We start from the raw sequence: 14672 nt of genomic DNA, 5'->3' as shown, positions 1-14672 counted from the left end.
GTGGAGGTTTCAGCTGAGAATCTGATTGTCGAAGTCGGAAACCAGCAAACAACAAACCATCCACCATGAACAAGTTTACGGAAAAAGAAGTCGTTGGTCTATCGGGAGCCGGTCTGGGTCTGGACGAACTGGTGCGGCACGGAGCCCGGCAGGTGATCCAGCAGGCGATCGAAGCCGAGCTCGCGGCGCTGCTGGAGCGGTTCGAGAACGTCAAGACCTTGCACGGCCAGCGCGCCGTGGTGCGCAACGGCTATCTGCCTGAGCGCGAAGTGTTGACAGCGGCTGGGCCAATTGCCGTGAAGGTCCCGAAGGTTCGCGATCGATCAGGATCTGGTGTGAAGTTCAATTCGTCGATTGTGCCGCCGTATGTGAGGAAGTCGCCACGCGTGAGTGCTGCGCTGCCGTGGCTGTATCTGAAAGGCATCTCGACAGGCGACATGAGCGAGGCTCTGAGCGTCCTGCTAGGCGAAGATGCCAAGGGTCTGTCGGCCAATGTGGTGAGCCGCCTGAAGGCGCAGTGGGCCGACGAACATGCCAGCTGGAGCCAACGTGATCTGTCGAAATCGCACTACGTGTATTGGTGGGTCGACGGGATCCACACGGGGCTGCGAAGCGAGAATTCGGACGGCCAGTGCCTGCTGGTGATCATCGGCGTGAGGCCGGATGGGCGCAAGGAGCGCGTGGCGATCGGCGATGGGTACCGGGAGTCAAAGGCGTCCTGGCAGGAACTGCTGCTCGACCTGAAATCGAGAGGCCTGCAGGCTGGTCCGCTGCTGGCGATCGGCGACGGCGCGATGGGCTTCTGGGCCGCGCTGGAAGAAGTGTTTCCTGCGACGCGAGGCCAGCGCTGCTGGTTCCATAAGATGGGCAACGTGCTCAATGCGCTGCCGAAGTCGCAGCAAGGCAAAGCCAAAGCAGACCTGCAGGCGATCTGGATGGCCGCGACGCGCGCTGACGCATACGCCGCCTTCGATCGTTTCGTGACGGTCTACGCGGCGAAGTATCCGAAAGCCACCGAAACGTTGAAGAAGGACCGGGAAAGCCTGTTGGCCTTTTACGATTACCCGGCGGAACACTGGCAGCATCTGCGCACGACAAATGCGATCGAGTCGACGTTCGCGACCGTGCGCCACCGCACCACGCGTACGCGCAACTGCGTGTCGCGAGCGACCTTCCTGGGCCTGGCATTCAAGCTGATCGAGGAAGCCGAGAAAACCTGGCGCCGTATCAACGGCCCTGCACAGATCAAGCTGCTGCTGGAGGGCATTGCCTTCAAGGACGGCGAACAGGTGAAAGACGATCAACGGGTTCAGCAGAAACTCGCCGCCTGAAAGCGCCTGCCTTCAAGTTGCCCATACACCACTCTTGACGTTAGCTCACCACCGCCCGCGTTGTACTGAGCGTGCGCTACCGGTGCCCAGGATGCCGCGGCCACAACCGCAGTCGCCACAACTGCACAAACCCTTGCCTTGTTAAGCTTGCCGCGCGTAACCGTATTCTCCGAGGCTGCCACCCACGACCCAAGGGCTTCACTCCAGATGCTGACATAGGATTTGTTCATGACATGATTCCTTTTAAAGTTTGAAAAAGAATTGAGTTATGCGAACTAATGCAAAATCGCCGTTGCCATTTCTTGCTGTTCAATATCAGCTGCAAAAACGGGAGTGATGACGATCCAGAAAGCTCATGGCCGCAGTACGAATCGGCCAGATTTCTGCTGAGTCAATCCAGGGCCGGCTTTTGCTAAATTTCTGTAACTGGGTTCAGTCTATATTTTTGAGATTAGGCAAAAATAGGTCAGGTCCGAATCGGCGCGCGCCTGTATTTGAGCGCTGCAGCGCTTGAGATGGCGGTACTGCCTGCTAACGCGGAGAGCGTGGCAAGGTCAGAAATCTTGAAGGGACGGCAGATCATGGAAAGGTCAGAAATCTTGAAGGGACGGCAGATCATGGAAAGGGGTGCCCCATGTCTTCCATCAACTATCAGCAGTTCAGCAATGCCCGTCTCCAATGCTTGCGCTGACGAGTGCAACGGCGCGCCGAACGGGGTTTAGTCGAGCTTCACGTAACAGGCGACCACCAGAAGTGAAGGCGAGGACAGGCGCAAACCGCAAACACCACCCGCCACAGGCGGCTCAATCGACATCAAACACGCAACGAGTCGGAATCGCCGTATGATGCGGAAATCATTCCTTGCGTCCCTGATTCAGGTCCGCCATGCCATCACAGAGCACAGATTCAAGCAGGCATGAACGCGTGGTTCACACGCCCAACGGCGATTCACGCGTCGATGAGCCGAGCAGACTGAACCGCTATCAGCGGACACTAGTCATGGGGGCGGGCGTTGCTGTCTCGTTGGTCCTGGTGCTATTGACCGGCGTCGTGCTGAGATCGGCGGTCACGGACTACATCGAGGATCGCTATACTGATTTCGCTCTACGGCAGACTCGCCTGCAACTAGAGTTTCTGGAGCGGGAAAGAACGCTGAGAGCCGCCATCCTGCATGAAGAATCGACGTGGGGCACGCGAGCACCTCCACCCCCGGCCCTCATCGACGAATTTGCCGCGCAGCATGGACGAGTCATCCTGCAGAGGCACGCGAATTTCGACCCCGTGATGATGCTCGGCGATGTCACTCCGTCGCAGCCCGCATCCGGTTTCGCGCCGTATCTGGCGCTCGGTGTTGACTTTGACTATCGTCTGGGACCTTGGGCCAAGGTGCAGACCAATCCAGTAGCGGGCTATTTCTATTCACCTGACCGGCGCTTCTTCGGCATTGTTCCTGCCCCGGCGTCCGACGATGTGCTCAAGCAGAGCGGCGTGAAAGACGTCCATGAGCTCCTCGATCGCATCGCACCGGACATCGGTGACCTGGCGGACCCAACGGTGGTCAAGCGGTTACGCGAGGACAGGAGTTCGACCTGGTTCCCGCCAGCCACCGATCCGTTTAGCGAACAGCCCGCCATCCGTCTGGTCATGCCGGGCATTTAGCGAGGGCAAGATATTCCTCGTGGCTGTCCGCAAGATTTACGTGGGCCCCCTGATCGAAATGCTTACCGGGGAGGGGCGCTACGATGAACAATCGCTGCTGCTCGATTCCGCCGGCAATGTGATCCTCAGCACAGCCAAGCCGGGTACCGGCGCCGCGCTGACACAACGGATTCTCAATTCCCGTGCGCAAGCAATGCAACCCGCGGGAGGAGTCCATCGCTCCCGGAATGGACTGTTCATGGCCAGCGCGCAGGTAACGGACTCCGGCTGGACGCTCGTTCACGCATTCACGTGGCGCACTATTTGGCGTGACATAGGTGCACGCCTCGCGGTTTACTTTGCTGCGATGCTACTGGTAGTGGGTTTCATGTGGGTGCTTCTGTTGATGCTCGATCAAAAGCTGTTCAAGCCAGACTACGAACGTTCGCAGCGAATATTCGAAAGTGAAGCGTTGAATCGCACGATGGTTGCTGCGGCACCGTCCGGATTCGCGCTGCTGTCTCTAGAGCAGGGCGAGATTCTGTTGCAGAGCAACCTGATGCGGACCTACGAATCGAATACGCATCCGGATGAACCGAGGTTGCACGCGCGCTTGCTCAGTCTGTATGACCGCAGCCCCGGCACGCCCGCGTGGCAGTCCGATCTGGAGATGCCGCTCAGACTTGCCGACGGCCGCGTGGACGATCTGCTAGTGAGCATGGTGCGCACCAAGTATCGCGGAAAAGACGTGCTGCTTTGCAGTTTTTCCGACGTCACGACTTTGAAGAACACCGAGCGCAAGTTAGACGAGGCGCGTGCGGCGGCGGACGCTGCCAACCATGCGAAATCGGCGTTCCTCGCGATGATGAGCCACGAAATACGTACGCCACTCAATGCCATTCTCGGCAACCTCGAGTTGCTGGGACGCACGCCGTTGTCACCGTCGCAGGAGGAGCGGGTAGGGGTTGTGACATCGTCGTCCACTGCGCTGCTCGGCATCATCAACGACATTCTCGATTTTTCGAAGGTCGAGTCCGGGCAGATGACGCTCGAGTCGATCAGCTTCGATCTCGGTCAAGTCATTCGACAAGTCGCTGCGATGTTCGAACCCGTTGCGCATGCGAAGGGACTCGAATTCGACTGCATGGTTGACGAAGCGCTCGCCCCGCACTATCTGGGTGACCCAACGAGAATCCGGCAGATTGCGGTCAATCTCGTCAGTAACGCGATTAAATTCACCGCCACGGGCGACGTACTGCTCGAGGTTTACCTTAAGGACGACACGGCCGACGATTCCCCGGTCGTCATTGGCGTGAGCGACACCGGCATCGGCATGACGCCCCAGCAGCAGGAGACGCTGTTTCATGCATTCACACAGGCTGATTCGTCGATTGCCAGGCGCTATGGCGGAACAGGACTCGGACTCGCGCTCTGTCTGCGCCTGACCGAATTGATGCAGGGCACGATCCTGGTGAAGAGTGAGTTGAATGCCGGCAGTACCTTTGTCGTGACGTTGCCGCTTCCGGTGAGTACAGGCGCCCCGGTCAGCGCCCCACTAGACAGTAAAGCTGAATTTGAGTCCGCCGGGATCGACGCCCAGGCGATTCACATCCTCGTGGTCGACGATCAGCTTGCGAACCGTGAGTTGATCGTCGCGCAACTTGCCACGCTAGGTTATGAAGCCGATATGGCCGATAGTGGCGGCACGGCATTGCGGCGCTTTAACGAGCGCCACTATGATCTCGTGATGACCGACATCAATATGCCGGGAATGGACGGATACGCGCTCGCGCGGTGCCTGCGCGACCAAGGCGCGACGGTGCCGATCATCGCGATCACTGCGCACGTGGCGGCGGAAGTGCGTGCGCGATGCACGAACGCCGGGATTGACGAGATCCTGCTCAAGCCCGTCCTGCTTGGCACCATGGATGCGACGGTGCGGCGGCTGGTCAACGAGGCCGGCAAGCGCCCCGCCACTGACACCGCGGACAGGCGCGACATCTCGCACGGGCCATTGCCCGAGCCCATCCATGCCGCGATCGTCGAGGGGCTGAAGGAATCGCTGCAGGCGCTGTATGTCGCCATCGAACGTGGCGATATGAAAACGGTGCTTGCTCATCTTCATTCGGTACGCGGCTCCTTCGCGATGATTCGGGAGGCCGAAGTGGCCAATGCGTGCGCTCAGATGGAAGAGCAAGCCAGGAATCACGACGTTGCTGGCGTCAAGGATGGGCTCGATCGTTTCGAACCACTCGCTTATGCGACGCTCGCGCGGCGCGTGATGAACGCACAGTCAGACGCGTGAGTTTTTTGCTTCAGCCCTGAATCAGCGCGAGCGGGAACAGAGCGTCGATTTCCCGACGACACTCCCGTCGTTGGCCGGCATCACCGATGCCGAGTTCAGCGGCGCGTCCCGCCCAACCCGCGTCCGGTTTCCCCTTGCTGGCCAAGCGCACGTGACAGATTTCCCACCTCTCGCTTGAGCAACTCGGCGAACTGCGCGACCCGCTCATCGGTTACGCGCACGCTCGGCCCGAAGATGCACACTGAACCCGCCACCTGGTTCGCGCCGTTGAAGAACGGCGCGGCCACCGCGACTGCGCCGGCGATCAGCTCGTGATGGCTGGTGCCGAAGCCTTGTGCGCGGACCGCGTCGAGGTCGGCGGCGAGCGCCGCGACGTCCTGATTCGAATCGGTCAGATAGCGCCGCAGATCGTCCGCCGACAGCGGCATCTGTGAAAGAATCGTGCGGCCGCTCGCGCCGAGCACGAGCTTTTCGCGATATCCGACCCCGCGGCGGAAACTGAGCGGCTGCGGACTCTCCAGTTCGGCTACGCAAATCCGGTACGTGTCCTCCGGCACGAACAGCGCGACCGTCTCCGATGTCGCCTCCCAAAGCTCGCGCAGCATCGGCTGAGCGAGTTGCGCGATCGTATTGTTCGCCATCCACGCGTGCGCGAGTTGCGCGACCGAACTGCCAAGCCTGAAGCGCTGCGGCTCGCCGGACGACGCGAGAAAGCCATTCTGTTCGAGCGTGTTCAGCAGCCGGTACAGCGTTGGACGACTCAGATCCACGCGGGTCAGCAACTCCGCGACGGTCAATTCCTTGTCCCCCGGACGGAAAGCCAGAAGAATTTCTAGCGCCCGTTCGACTGCTCGCACGTTTTCGTGCGGCTTTTTTTCTTCCATTTGAAATTTCCTTTCTGCGTCTGGCCGCATCGATTGCTCATTGTAGTGAAACTCCCTAACGGCAAGAACTTGACGTCGACTGTTCTGTCCGTACAATGAGACGACATTCTCATACTACGGACAACCGGATTCGGAGGAAATATGGACAAGAACATGTCGGACACCCTGGTTTGCACGGGCCCAGGCACGGCGATGGGCAATCTGATGCGCCGCTACTGGGTGCCGGTGCTGCTCGCGAGCGAAATCGCGGAGCCCGATTGCCCGCCGGTACGCGTGCAGATCCTCGGCGAAAAGCTGCTTGCGTTTCGCGATTCCGAAGGCCAGCCGGCGCTGATCGGCGAATTCTGCTCGCATCGCGGCGTGTCGCTCTACTTCGGCCGCAATGAAGAGAACGGCATCCGCTGCGCGTATCACGGCCTGAAATTCGACCGCGACGGCAACTGCGTGGAAGTGCCGTCCGCACCGCAGGCGTGCAAGCACATGGGCATCACCGCGTATCCATGCATCGAACGCGCGGGCATCGTATGGGCGTACATGGGTCCGAAGGACCGCCAGCCGGCGCCGCCGGATCTCGAGTGGTGCAACCTGCCCGAGAGCCACGTGTTCGTGTCGAAGCGCCTGCAGGAATCGAACTATCTGCAGGCGATGGAAGGCGGGATCGACACGAGCCACGTGTCCTACGTGCACCGCTACGAGGTCGACGAAGACCCGATGCACCAGGGCACGAAGGCGCTCGACTACATCAAGGCGGACGGCAACGTGATCTTCGAGATCGAGAAACAGCCGTTCGGCCTCACACTGTTCGGCCGCCGCAACGGCGAGCCGGATTCGTACTACTGGCGCGTTACGCAGTGGCTGTTCCCGTGGTACACGCTGATCCCGCCGTTCGGCGATCACTCGCTCGCGGGCCACGTGTGGGTGCCGATCGACGATCACACCTGCTGGGCGTGGAGCATCAACTTCCGCCCGGACCGTCCGCTCGACGAGCAGGAACTGGCCGACCTGAACGCCGGCAAGGGCATTCACTGCGAGTACGAGCCGGGCACGTTCCGTCCGAAAGCGAACAAGGACAACGACTACCTGATCGACCGCCAGGCACAGAAGGAAAAGCGCGCGTACTCGGGCGTGTTCGGCTTCGCGATGCAGGACGCGTCGCTGCAGGAAAGCATGGGTCCGATCCAGGACCACAGCAAGGAAAAGCTGCTGCCGACCGACCGCGCGATCGTGATGGCGCGCCGCATGATGTACGAGGCAGCAACGGCGCTGGTACCCGACACCGATCCGCCCGCGATCGACGCCGACCAGCAGCGCGTGCGTGCGGCCGGCGTGCTGCTGCCGCGCGATCAGAAGCCGCAGGAATGGGCAGTGATCCATCTTCACGACGGCAAGGACCTGCCGATCTACTCGATCTGATGCATCGCCGCGCCGGACGTCGGTCCGGCCCCGCGTGGTTTTGTCCGGTCCGACTGGACATCCCGCCTATTCCGCAAAAGGAGGCCGGCTTCGCGCCGGCATGTAATGCAGCAACGTAAAAGACTCGAGGGCAAGGTCGCGCTGATCACCGGCGGCGGGGGTGGCATCGGCGCCGCGACCGCGCGCGTGTTCTGCGCGGAAGGCGCCGCCGTAGTGCTCGTCGATGCGAACCCGGAGGCGCTTGCGCGCGTTGCCGACGAACTGAAGGCGGCCGATCCGTCCGCGCGTATCGAGACATTCGCGGCCGACGTGTCGCACGACGCCGATGCGGTGCGCGCGGTGCAACTCGCCGCCGATTCGTTCGGCCGGCTCGACGTGCTGGTGAACAACGCGGCGATGCGCAACTACAGCGCGCTCGCCGATGCGACGCCGGCCGAGTGGCAGGCGATGGTGTCGGTCAACCTGGTTGGCACGTCGAACTATTGCAGCGCGGCGCTGCCGTTCCTTCGTCGCGCGGGCCGCGCGAGTATCGTCAACGTATCGTCGTGCTACGCGGTGACGGGCCGCAAGGGCATGGGCCTGTACGACGCGACCAAGGCCGGCATGCTCGCGATGACCCGCACGCTCGCGTTCGAGGAGACCGCGAACGGCGTGCGCGTGAACGCGGTGTGCCCCGGTTCGACGCTGACCGAATTCCACGTGAAGCGGGCCATTGCATCGGGCAAGAGCGTCGAAGTGCTGAAGACGCAGCGCCAGGACACGTCGCTGATCGGCCGCTGGGCGTCGCCCGAAGAGATCGCATGGCCGGTCCTGTGGTTCGCGAGCGACGAGGCGTCGTACATCACCGGCACGACGCTGATGGTCGACGGCGGCCTGTCGGCAATGTGAGCGGAGGTGCCCGCATGAACATGACCGATTCCACACTGATGGTGCGTGTCGCCGCGCGGCGCGACGAAGCCGACGGCATCGTCGGCTTCGAGTTCGTCGACGTAGACGGCCGCGAGTTGCCGCCGTTCGAGGCGGGCGCGCATATCGACGTCTACGTGCCGGGTGGGCCGGTGCGGCAGTACTCGCTGTGCAATGCGCCAGCCGAACGTCACCGGTATCAGATCGCGGTGTTGCGCGATGCCGAGTCGCGCGGCGGATCGCGGCGCATGCACGACGCAGTGAACGAAGGCGCCGCGATTCGCATCGGCGTGCCGCGCAATCACTTCCCGCTCGCGCAGCAGGACGCGAAGCCACTGTTGCTCGCGGGCGGCATTGGCGTGACGCCGATTCTCTGCATGGCTGAGCATCTGGCAGCGATGGGCGCGGCGTTCGACATGCATTACTGTGCGCGCTCGAAGAGCCGTGCGGCGTTCGTCGAGCGGATCGCCGCGTCGTCGTGGGCGGATAACGTGCAATACCACTTCGACGACGCGCACGGCATGCTCGATCTGAACGCGCTGCTGGCAAGCGCCGGTGCGAACCGGCATCTATACGTATGCGGCCCACAGGGTTTCATGAACGCGGTGCTCGACACGGCGCGCTCGCTCGGCTGGAACGATGAGCGTCTGCACTACGAATACTTCGCGGCGACGCAGCCGTCGGGCGATGGCGCGTCGTTCGACGTGCGGCTTGCGCGCTCCGGTCGCATCGTGTCGATTGCGGCCGATTGCACGGTCACGCAGGCACTCGCGGCGGCGGGCGTCGACGTGCCGGTGTCGTGCGGGCAGGGCATCTGCGGCACCTGCATCACGCGGGTGCTCGAAGGCGAGCCCGATCACCGCGACCTGTTTCTGTCGCCAGAGGAGCAGGCCCTCAACGACCAGTTCCTGCCGTGCTGCTCACGTGCGAAGTCGAGGGTGCTCGTGCTCGACCTGTAACGGCAATCGCCGGCCCGGCCGCATCAGGCGGCCGGCGCCATCCATCGGAAAGAAAGAGAACGGGCGGCCGCTGGCACGCCCGGCATTGGAGGAGTCATGGAGAAAAATCTGGCCTCGTCGGAGGGTGTGCCCGCGAGCGTCTGGACGGCGAACGGTGCGCGGGATGCGAGTAGCGCCGACGCGAGTCCGTATCGCTGGGTCGCGCTGTTCATCGTCTGGGCCGCGTTTCTGCTCAGCTATGTGGTCCGCGTTGCGTGGAGTACGGTGGCCGCGCCGGTCGGCGCGTCGCTCGGCATCAGCGTGTCGATGCTCGGCGCGTTCGTGACCGCTTTCTACGCGGGCTATGTGATTGCGAACGTGGTCGGCGGCATGCTGACCGACCTGCTCGGCGGCCGCGCGATGCTGACGCTCGCGCTGCTGCCGCTCGGCGTGCTCACGTTCACGTTCGGCTATGCGCATTCGCTCGGATTCGGCATCATGATTCAGGCTGCGATGGGTTTCGCGGCGGGCGCCGACTACTCGGCCGGCATGAAGATCATTCCCGCATGGTTCACGCGCGACCGTGGTCGCGCCATGGGCCTCTATACGACCGCGACGTCGCTCGCCGTCGTGATCGCGAATGCGGTCGTGCCGTCGTTCTCCGCGCGCCACGGCTGGTCGAATGCATTCCATATGCTCGGCATCGTCACGTTCGCGTGGGGCATCGTCACGTTGCTGCTGCTGAAGAACCGCCCGTCGAACGAACCGAAACCCGCGCGCAACACCATGCAGGAAATGCTCGGCCTGTTGCGCAACCGTAACCTGGTCGCGCTTTCGATCGCGGGCTGCGGCGGGTTGTGGGCGACCGTCGGCTTCGGTGCATGGGGCAACGCGCTGATGACCCGGCAATACGGAATCGCGCCGGTCGTCGCCGGATCGATCGTCGCGTCGTTCGGCATCGGCGCGGTGATCGCGAAGCCGACGCTCGGATGGATATCCGACCTGCCCGGCGTGTCGCGGCGGATGATGTCGATCGGCTGCCTGACCGCGTTCGCGATCGCGCTGCTGGTGTTCGGCTACTGCTCGACGGTGCATCAGTTCTACCTGGTCGCGCCGATTCTCGGTGCGTTCTCGTTCGGCTATCTGCCGGTGCTGATGGCACAGATCAGCGATGCGTCCGGCAAGCGTCTCGCAGGCGCGAGCGCAGGCTGGACCAATGCGATCTGGCAGTCCGGCAGCGCGGTGTCGCCGATGGTGGTCGGCTCGCTGTATGGCGCGAGCCATTCGTTCATGCTCGCGCTCTTCACGCTCGCGATCGGACCCGCCATCGCGGTCGTCGCGATGTTCTTCGTCAACCCGCACATTGCACGCGAATGATCGCTTCCCTGACGACAGCGGTCGAACGATTGCTATCTCGCTCTACACAACAATTTAATTTCCAGCAGGAGACACATGGTGAAGCACAAGCCTCTCGCCGGGCCGTCGACGGTCCTTTTCGCGTGCGGTATCGGCATCAGCGGCGCGGCGCACGCGCAGTCGTCGGTCACGCTGTATGGCATCGTCGACTCGGGCGTGACCTACGTGACCCACGCTGCCACGTCGCAGGGATCGTCGGGCACGCAGGTCGCCCTTGGCAGCGGCAATCGGCTGAACTCGCGTTGGGGTTTCACGGGTAACGAAGATCTCGGCAACGGCTTGCGAGCGATTTTCACGCTCGAATCGGGCATGGCGATGAACACCGGCGCGCTGCAGCAAGGGGGGCGGCTGTTCGGCCGCCAGGCGTTCGTCGGGATCGAATCGAACCGCTACGGCGCGATGATGCTCGGCCGGCAGATGACGCCGATGTATCGCTACTCCCTCGCGCTCGATCCGCTCGGTTATTCGAGTTACGGCCTTTCCGCGCAGGACGCGCAGTTCGTCGGTCGCGCGGATAACTCGGTTTCGTATCTCGGCCACGTCGGACCGTTCGAGCTGAATGCGCTCTACAGCTTCGGCTACGACGCCGTCACCTACAGCGTGCCGGTGGCCGGTTCGTTCCGCGTCGGCAAGCAGTACGACATCGGTGGACGCTATGTACAGGGGCCGCTGAACCTGACGTTCGTGTACGAGCAGCGGCAAGGCTCGGCGATCGCGTCTTCGGGCGACAGCGAGCGGCGCTACCTGGCCGGCGGGTCGTATCAGCTCGGCAAGGCGACGCTGTACGGCGGCTATGAACTGCTGCTGAACAATGTGCAGTCGACGCTCGCCGCATCGCCGCCGCAGTCGATGGCGTTCGCGGGCGTGCGCTATCGAGTGACGCCGGCGCTGGACCTCGCGGCCGCGACTTACTACCACGCGTATCGCCGGGTCGACGCGCACGCATTGAGCACCGGCGTCAACGCGGACTACTGGCTGTCGAAGCGCACGGCGCTGTACACCGACATCACGTATGTGATCAACAGCTCGAAGGCCGCGCTGAGCGCGACGGGTTGGGCGACCTCGGTGGCGACGACGACCGTGAAGACCGGTGCGAACCAGCTGGCGGTGGCGATCGGCGTGCTGCACAAGTTCTAACGGCGACGGCGCGCCCTTGGCGGTGCGCGCTGCGAGATTGCTCAATCGCTCAGCGCGTCGCGATGAGCGCGCTGGCCTTTCGTCGACGCGTAATACCGCTCCAATGCATCGGTCGAGCGCGCGCCCAACGTGCGGATCCGCGCGAGCCAGTCGGTTTCAACCGGCCACTCACCGGCGATCACGCGTGGATAGATCTGCCGCGCGTAGCGATGCAGCGCCTTCGCGCCGATGTTGCCGCTGACACCAAGCAGCGCGTGCAAGCTTACGTGCGTCGCCTTGATGTCCACGGCCGTGCTGTTTGCCGCGAGCCGCTCGATGAGCAAGCGAATCTGTTCGATGCCGCCCAGGAACGATTCGTCGAGCAGATCGAGCGAGACCAGTTCCTCGAGGTGCGGTTCGTCGAGCAGGTTTTCTTCGGCGATGATCGCGGACGCGGGCGCGCCGACAGCTGGAGTCAACGCCACCGGCGTCGCCGCAAAATCCGTTTGCCCCGTGGCGCCCGCGGTTTCCACGATTGGCGCCACCGGCGTCGCCGCAAAATCCGTTTGCCCCGTGGCGCCCGCGGTTTCCACGATTCGTTGTGGCGCGTCCGTAACCAGCGCGCCGCGCGTGCCGCACTGCCGCGCGAGACAGGCATACAGCGAGCCGGCCTGTACGGGCTTGATCAACACCTCGTTCATCCCGGCGGCAAAGCACGCCTGCACCGCTTCGCTATCGGAATGACTGGTCAGCGCGATGATCGGCACCGTCGCATAGGCATCGGTGCGCGCGCGGATCGACTTCGTCGTGTCGATGCCGCTCATACCCGGCATGTTCATGTCCATCAGGATCGCATCGATAAAACCGTCTTCGTGCAGCCTGGTCAGCACCGCCTGACCGTGGTCGGCTTCGATGACGCTCGCGCCGCAGCGTTCCAGATACGCCTTCGCGACGAGCCGGCTGTAGGTGTCGTCGTCGGCGATCACGAACGTCCTGCCGGCGAAGCCGTCAGGGGGCTCGCCCTGCTGATGCCGTGCGCCGTTGTCGAAGAGGGCCTGCACCGCGGTGATCAGCTCCTGCACATTCGACGTCTTGCTGATGATCTCGTCCATGCCGGCGCGCCTCGCGCGCAGCCGCACCGCGTTGCCCGGCTCGGCGGTATAGGCGGCGATCAGCACGTTGCGGTTCGGGCAATCGCGCGCGGCACGGATGCGCTCGGTGGCCGCGTAGCCGTCCATCTCGGGCATGCTGATGTCCATCAGCACGAGGTCATACAGCGGTACGCGTTGCAAGGCGGCGAGCGCGAGTTCGCCGTTCGACGCCTCGCTGACATAGGCGCCGGCCTTCGTCAGCACGCGGCGGGTGCGGGCGCGCAGCGTGTCGTCGTCGTCGACGACGAGCACGCGCCTGGCCTTGAACGCCGGCATCGCGCGTTCGAACAGGCGCCGCTCGTGCTCCGCGACCTCGTCGGCTGCCACCGGCGGAAAGCGCAGCGTGAACGCGGTGAACTTGCCGGGTTCCGATTCGCAGTCGATGCTGCCGCCGAACGCGCGCATCGCGCGCTGGCAGTATGCGAGCCCGAGCCCGGTGCCGCCCGAGTTGCCGGCCGTGCGAAACGGCTCGAACAGATGCTGCAGGATCTCCGGCGCGATGCCGGGGCCGGTGTCGCGCACGATTACCGAGTCGTGGTCGACGGTCAAGGTCAGCGTCGCCTGCGGATATGCGACGACGTGATGCAGCGCGTTCTTGATCAGGTTAAAGAGCGTGAACAGATAGACCGTCTCGTCGATCTTGAACACGAAGTCGCGCCTGACGACGAGGCTTACCTTCGCGCGTTCCCTGTCGTTGTCGAAGCCGTATTCGGCGAGCGCCTTGCGGGTCGTCGCGGCCGCATGCAGGTAGCTGAGGCTGTCCGGGCGGATCGATTTCGCGCTGACTTCGTCGAGCGTCATCGCGATGATGCGCAGGCCGCGCTCGATCGACAATTGCCCCTGCGCGAGATGGTTGTACATCAGCGAGGCCGTGCCGTCCGTCAGCGTGGGCGCCGCGCCCGCTTCGCTCGCCGCCGGCAGCGCTTCTTCGACCCGGTCGAGCACGTGCCGCAACTGGCTCAGCGGATTGCGCATCTCGTGCGCGATGGAACCCGCGAGCGCCTGCAACGCACGGTTCTTTTCGACGAAGATGCGTCCCTTGCTGATCGCGTGACTGAACGCCATGCTGCACAGCACGACCACCGGCAGCAGCGCGAGATTGGACTTGTCCTGCGCGCTGAGAACGACCGGCGTCGGCGCGCTCAGCACGCCTGCGAGCCCGCCGGAAAACACACCGATTCCGATGCAGGTCATCAGCAGCAGCGGGTTGTCGATACACAGCGCCAGAATGAAGATCATCATGACCTCGGTCATCATCCACATTGTGGAGAAACCGTTTCTGACGGTCAGGAACGTGCAGACGAACGGCAGCACGTAGATCAGGCAGCAATGCCAGTAGATCAGCAGCGCGGGGTTGTAGCGCCTCGGCCAGCGTGCATGGAACAGCAGCGGAACGCAGACGGCCGCCGCGCTGAGCCGCAGCAGCAGGTTATCGTAGGGCTGCGGCAGGATGTAGGTCCAGACGACGTAATAGATGGGGTGACACAGGAGGCCGAGTGCGCCTCCCCATCGGATTGCGAACCTGCTTCTTTCCAGCATATCCCGCATGCTTTCGCGCGGTATCGCCATCAGGC

The 14672-nt window shown here is 63.1% G+C and carries 11 protein-coding genes; 8 read left to right on the top strand and 3 right to left on the bottom strand.

Features of this window, described 5'->3' with window-relative positions; translation table 11 throughout:
- The first annotated feature begins 65 nt into the window (after nucleotides 1–65).
- Complete coding sequence (locus OKW43_RS01765) at nucleotides 66–1331, top strand: IS256 family transposase (protein WP_429444807.1); 1266 nt, start codon at nucleotides 66–68, stop codon at nucleotides 1329–1331.
- On the opposite strand, the gene OKW43_RS01760 is transcribed toward OKW43_RS01765, so the two are convergent.
- Nucleotides 1310–1561 carry an ESPR domain-containing protein gene (locus tag OKW43_RS01760; RefSeq protein WP_429444805.1) on the bottom strand — a complete coding sequence of 84 codons (252 nt, stop codon included), beginning with the start codon at nucleotides 1559–1561 and terminating at the stop codon, nucleotides 1310–1312. The genes OKW43_RS01765 and OKW43_RS01760 overlap by 22 nt on opposite strands.
- Before the next feature lie 694 nt (nucleotides 1562–2255).
- On the opposite strand from OKW43_RS01760, the gene OKW43_RS01755 reads away from it, so the two are divergent.
- Both OKW43_RS01755 and OKW43_RS01750 read left to right on the top strand, forming a co-directional pair.
- Nucleotides 2256–2990 carry a hypothetical protein gene (locus OKW43_RS01755; RefSeq protein ID WP_429444803.1) on the top strand — a complete coding sequence of 245 codons (735 nt, stop codon included), beginning with the start codon at nucleotides 2256–2258 and terminating at the stop codon, nucleotides 2988–2990.
- A 58-nt stretch (nucleotides 2991–3048) separates the two neighbouring features.
- Nucleotides 3049–5274, top strand: a complete 2226-nt coding sequence (locus tag OKW43_RS01750; RefSeq protein WP_429447297.1) for an ATP-binding protein — start codon at nucleotides 3049–3051, stop codon at nucleotides 5272–5274.
- 95 nt (nucleotides 5275–5369) lie between these two features.
- Here the strand turns inward: OKW43_RS01750 and OKW43_RS01745 are convergent, their stop codons facing one another.
- Entirely contained in the window at nucleotides 5370–6158 is a 789-nt protein-coding gene (locus tag OKW43_RS01745) for an IclR family transcriptional regulator (RefSeq protein WP_429444801.1), read from the bottom strand.
- A 141-nt stretch (nucleotides 6159–6299) separates the two neighbouring features.
- On the opposite strand from OKW43_RS01745, the gene OKW43_RS01740 reads away from it, so the two are divergent.
- The 5 genes from OKW43_RS01740 to OKW43_RS01720 all read left to right on the top strand — a co-directional run bounded on the left by OKW43_RS01740 (nucleotide 6300) and on the right by OKW43_RS01720 (nucleotide 11968).
- Nucleotides 6300–7571 (top strand): Rieske 2Fe-2S domain-containing protein, encoded by a 1272-nt coding sequence (locus tag OKW43_RS01740; protein WP_429444799.1) that lies wholly within the window; start codon nucleotides 6300–6302, stop codon nucleotides 7569–7571.
- A 105-nt stretch (nucleotides 7572–7676) separates the two neighbouring features.
- Nucleotides 7677–8459, top strand: a complete 783-nt coding sequence (locus OKW43_RS01735) for an SDR family NAD(P)-dependent oxidoreductase (RefSeq protein ID WP_429444797.1) — start codon at nucleotides 7677–7679, stop codon at nucleotides 8457–8459.
- Between the two features lie 14 nt (nucleotides 8460–8473).
- Nucleotides 8474–9436 (top strand): PDR/VanB family oxidoreductase, encoded by a 963-nt coding sequence (locus OKW43_RS01730; RefSeq protein WP_429444795.1) that lies wholly within the window; start codon nucleotides 8474–8476, stop codon nucleotides 9434–9436.
- A 96-nt stretch (nucleotides 9437–9532) separates the two neighbouring features.
- The gene (locus tag OKW43_RS01725) at nucleotides 9533–10792 is read left to right on the top strand and encodes an MFS transporter (RefSeq protein ID WP_429444793.1); all 1260 of its coding nucleotides are present in this window, start codon (nucleotides 9533–9535) and stop codon (nucleotides 10790–10792) included.
- 75 nt (nucleotides 10793–10867) lie between these two features.
- Nucleotides 10868–11968 carry a porin gene (locus OKW43_RS01720; protein WP_429444791.1) on the top strand — a complete coding sequence of 367 codons (1101 nt, stop codon included), beginning with the start codon at nucleotides 10868–10870 and terminating at the stop codon, nucleotides 11966–11968.
- A 41-nt stretch (nucleotides 11969–12009) separates the two neighbouring features.
- On the opposite strand, the gene OKW43_RS01715 is transcribed toward OKW43_RS01720, so the two are convergent.
- The gene (locus OKW43_RS01715; protein WP_429444789.1) at nucleotides 12010–14667 is read right to left on the bottom strand and encodes an ATP-binding response regulator; all 2658 of its coding nucleotides are present in this window, start codon (nucleotides 14665–14667) and stop codon (nucleotides 12010–12012) included.
- Nucleotides 14668–14672 lie beyond the last annotated feature (5 nt).

The sequence above is a fragment of the Paraburkholderia sp. WC7.3g genome (genome assembly GCF_050436345.1).
GTDB classification, from domain to species: Bacteria; Pseudomonadota; Gammaproteobacteria; order Burkholderiales; family Burkholderiaceae; genus Paraburkholderia; species Paraburkholderia podalyriae.
The sequence above is the reverse complement of the archived record's forward strand: the minus strand, read 5'-3'. Positions and strand labels throughout refer to the sequence as shown.

Coding starts and splice junctions, on each gene's coding strand:
- OKW43_RS01765 (WP_429444807.1), top strand. CDS start 66: ATGAACAAGTTTACGGAAAAAGAAGTCGTTGGTCTATCGGGAGCCGGT.
- OKW43_RS01760 (WP_429444805.1), bottom strand. CDS start 1,561: ATGAACAAATCCTATGTCAGCATCTGGAGTGAAGCCCTTGGGTCGTGG.
- OKW43_RS01750 (WP_429447297.1), top strand. CDS start 3,049: ATGCTTACCGGGGAGGGGCGCTACGATGAACAATCGCTGCTGCTCGAT.
- OKW43_RS01745 (WP_429444801.1), bottom strand. CDS start 6,158: ATGGAAGAAAAAAAGCCGCACGAAAACGTGCGAGCAGTCGAACGGGCG.
- OKW43_RS01740 (WP_429444799.1), top strand. CDS start 6,300: ATGGACAAGAACATGTCGGACACCCTGGTTTGCACGGGCCCAGGCACG.
- OKW43_RS01735 (WP_429444797.1), top strand. CDS start 7,677: ATGCAGCAACGTAAAAGACTCGAGGGCAAGGTCGCGCTGATCACCGGC.
- OKW43_RS01730 (WP_429444795.1), top strand. CDS start 8,474: ATGAACATGACCGATTCCACACTGATGGTGCGTGTCGCCGCGCGGCGC.
- OKW43_RS01725 (WP_429444793.1), top strand. CDS start 9,533: ATGGAGAAAAATCTGGCCTCGTCGGAGGGTGTGCCCGCGAGCGTCTGG.
- OKW43_RS01720 (WP_429444791.1), top strand. CDS start 10,868: ATGGTGAAGCACAAGCCTCTCGCCGGGCCGTCGACGGTCCTTTTCGCG.
- OKW43_RS01715 (WP_429444789.1), bottom strand. CDS start 14,667: ATGGCGATACCGCGCGAAAGCATGCGGGATATGCTGGAAAGAAGCAGG.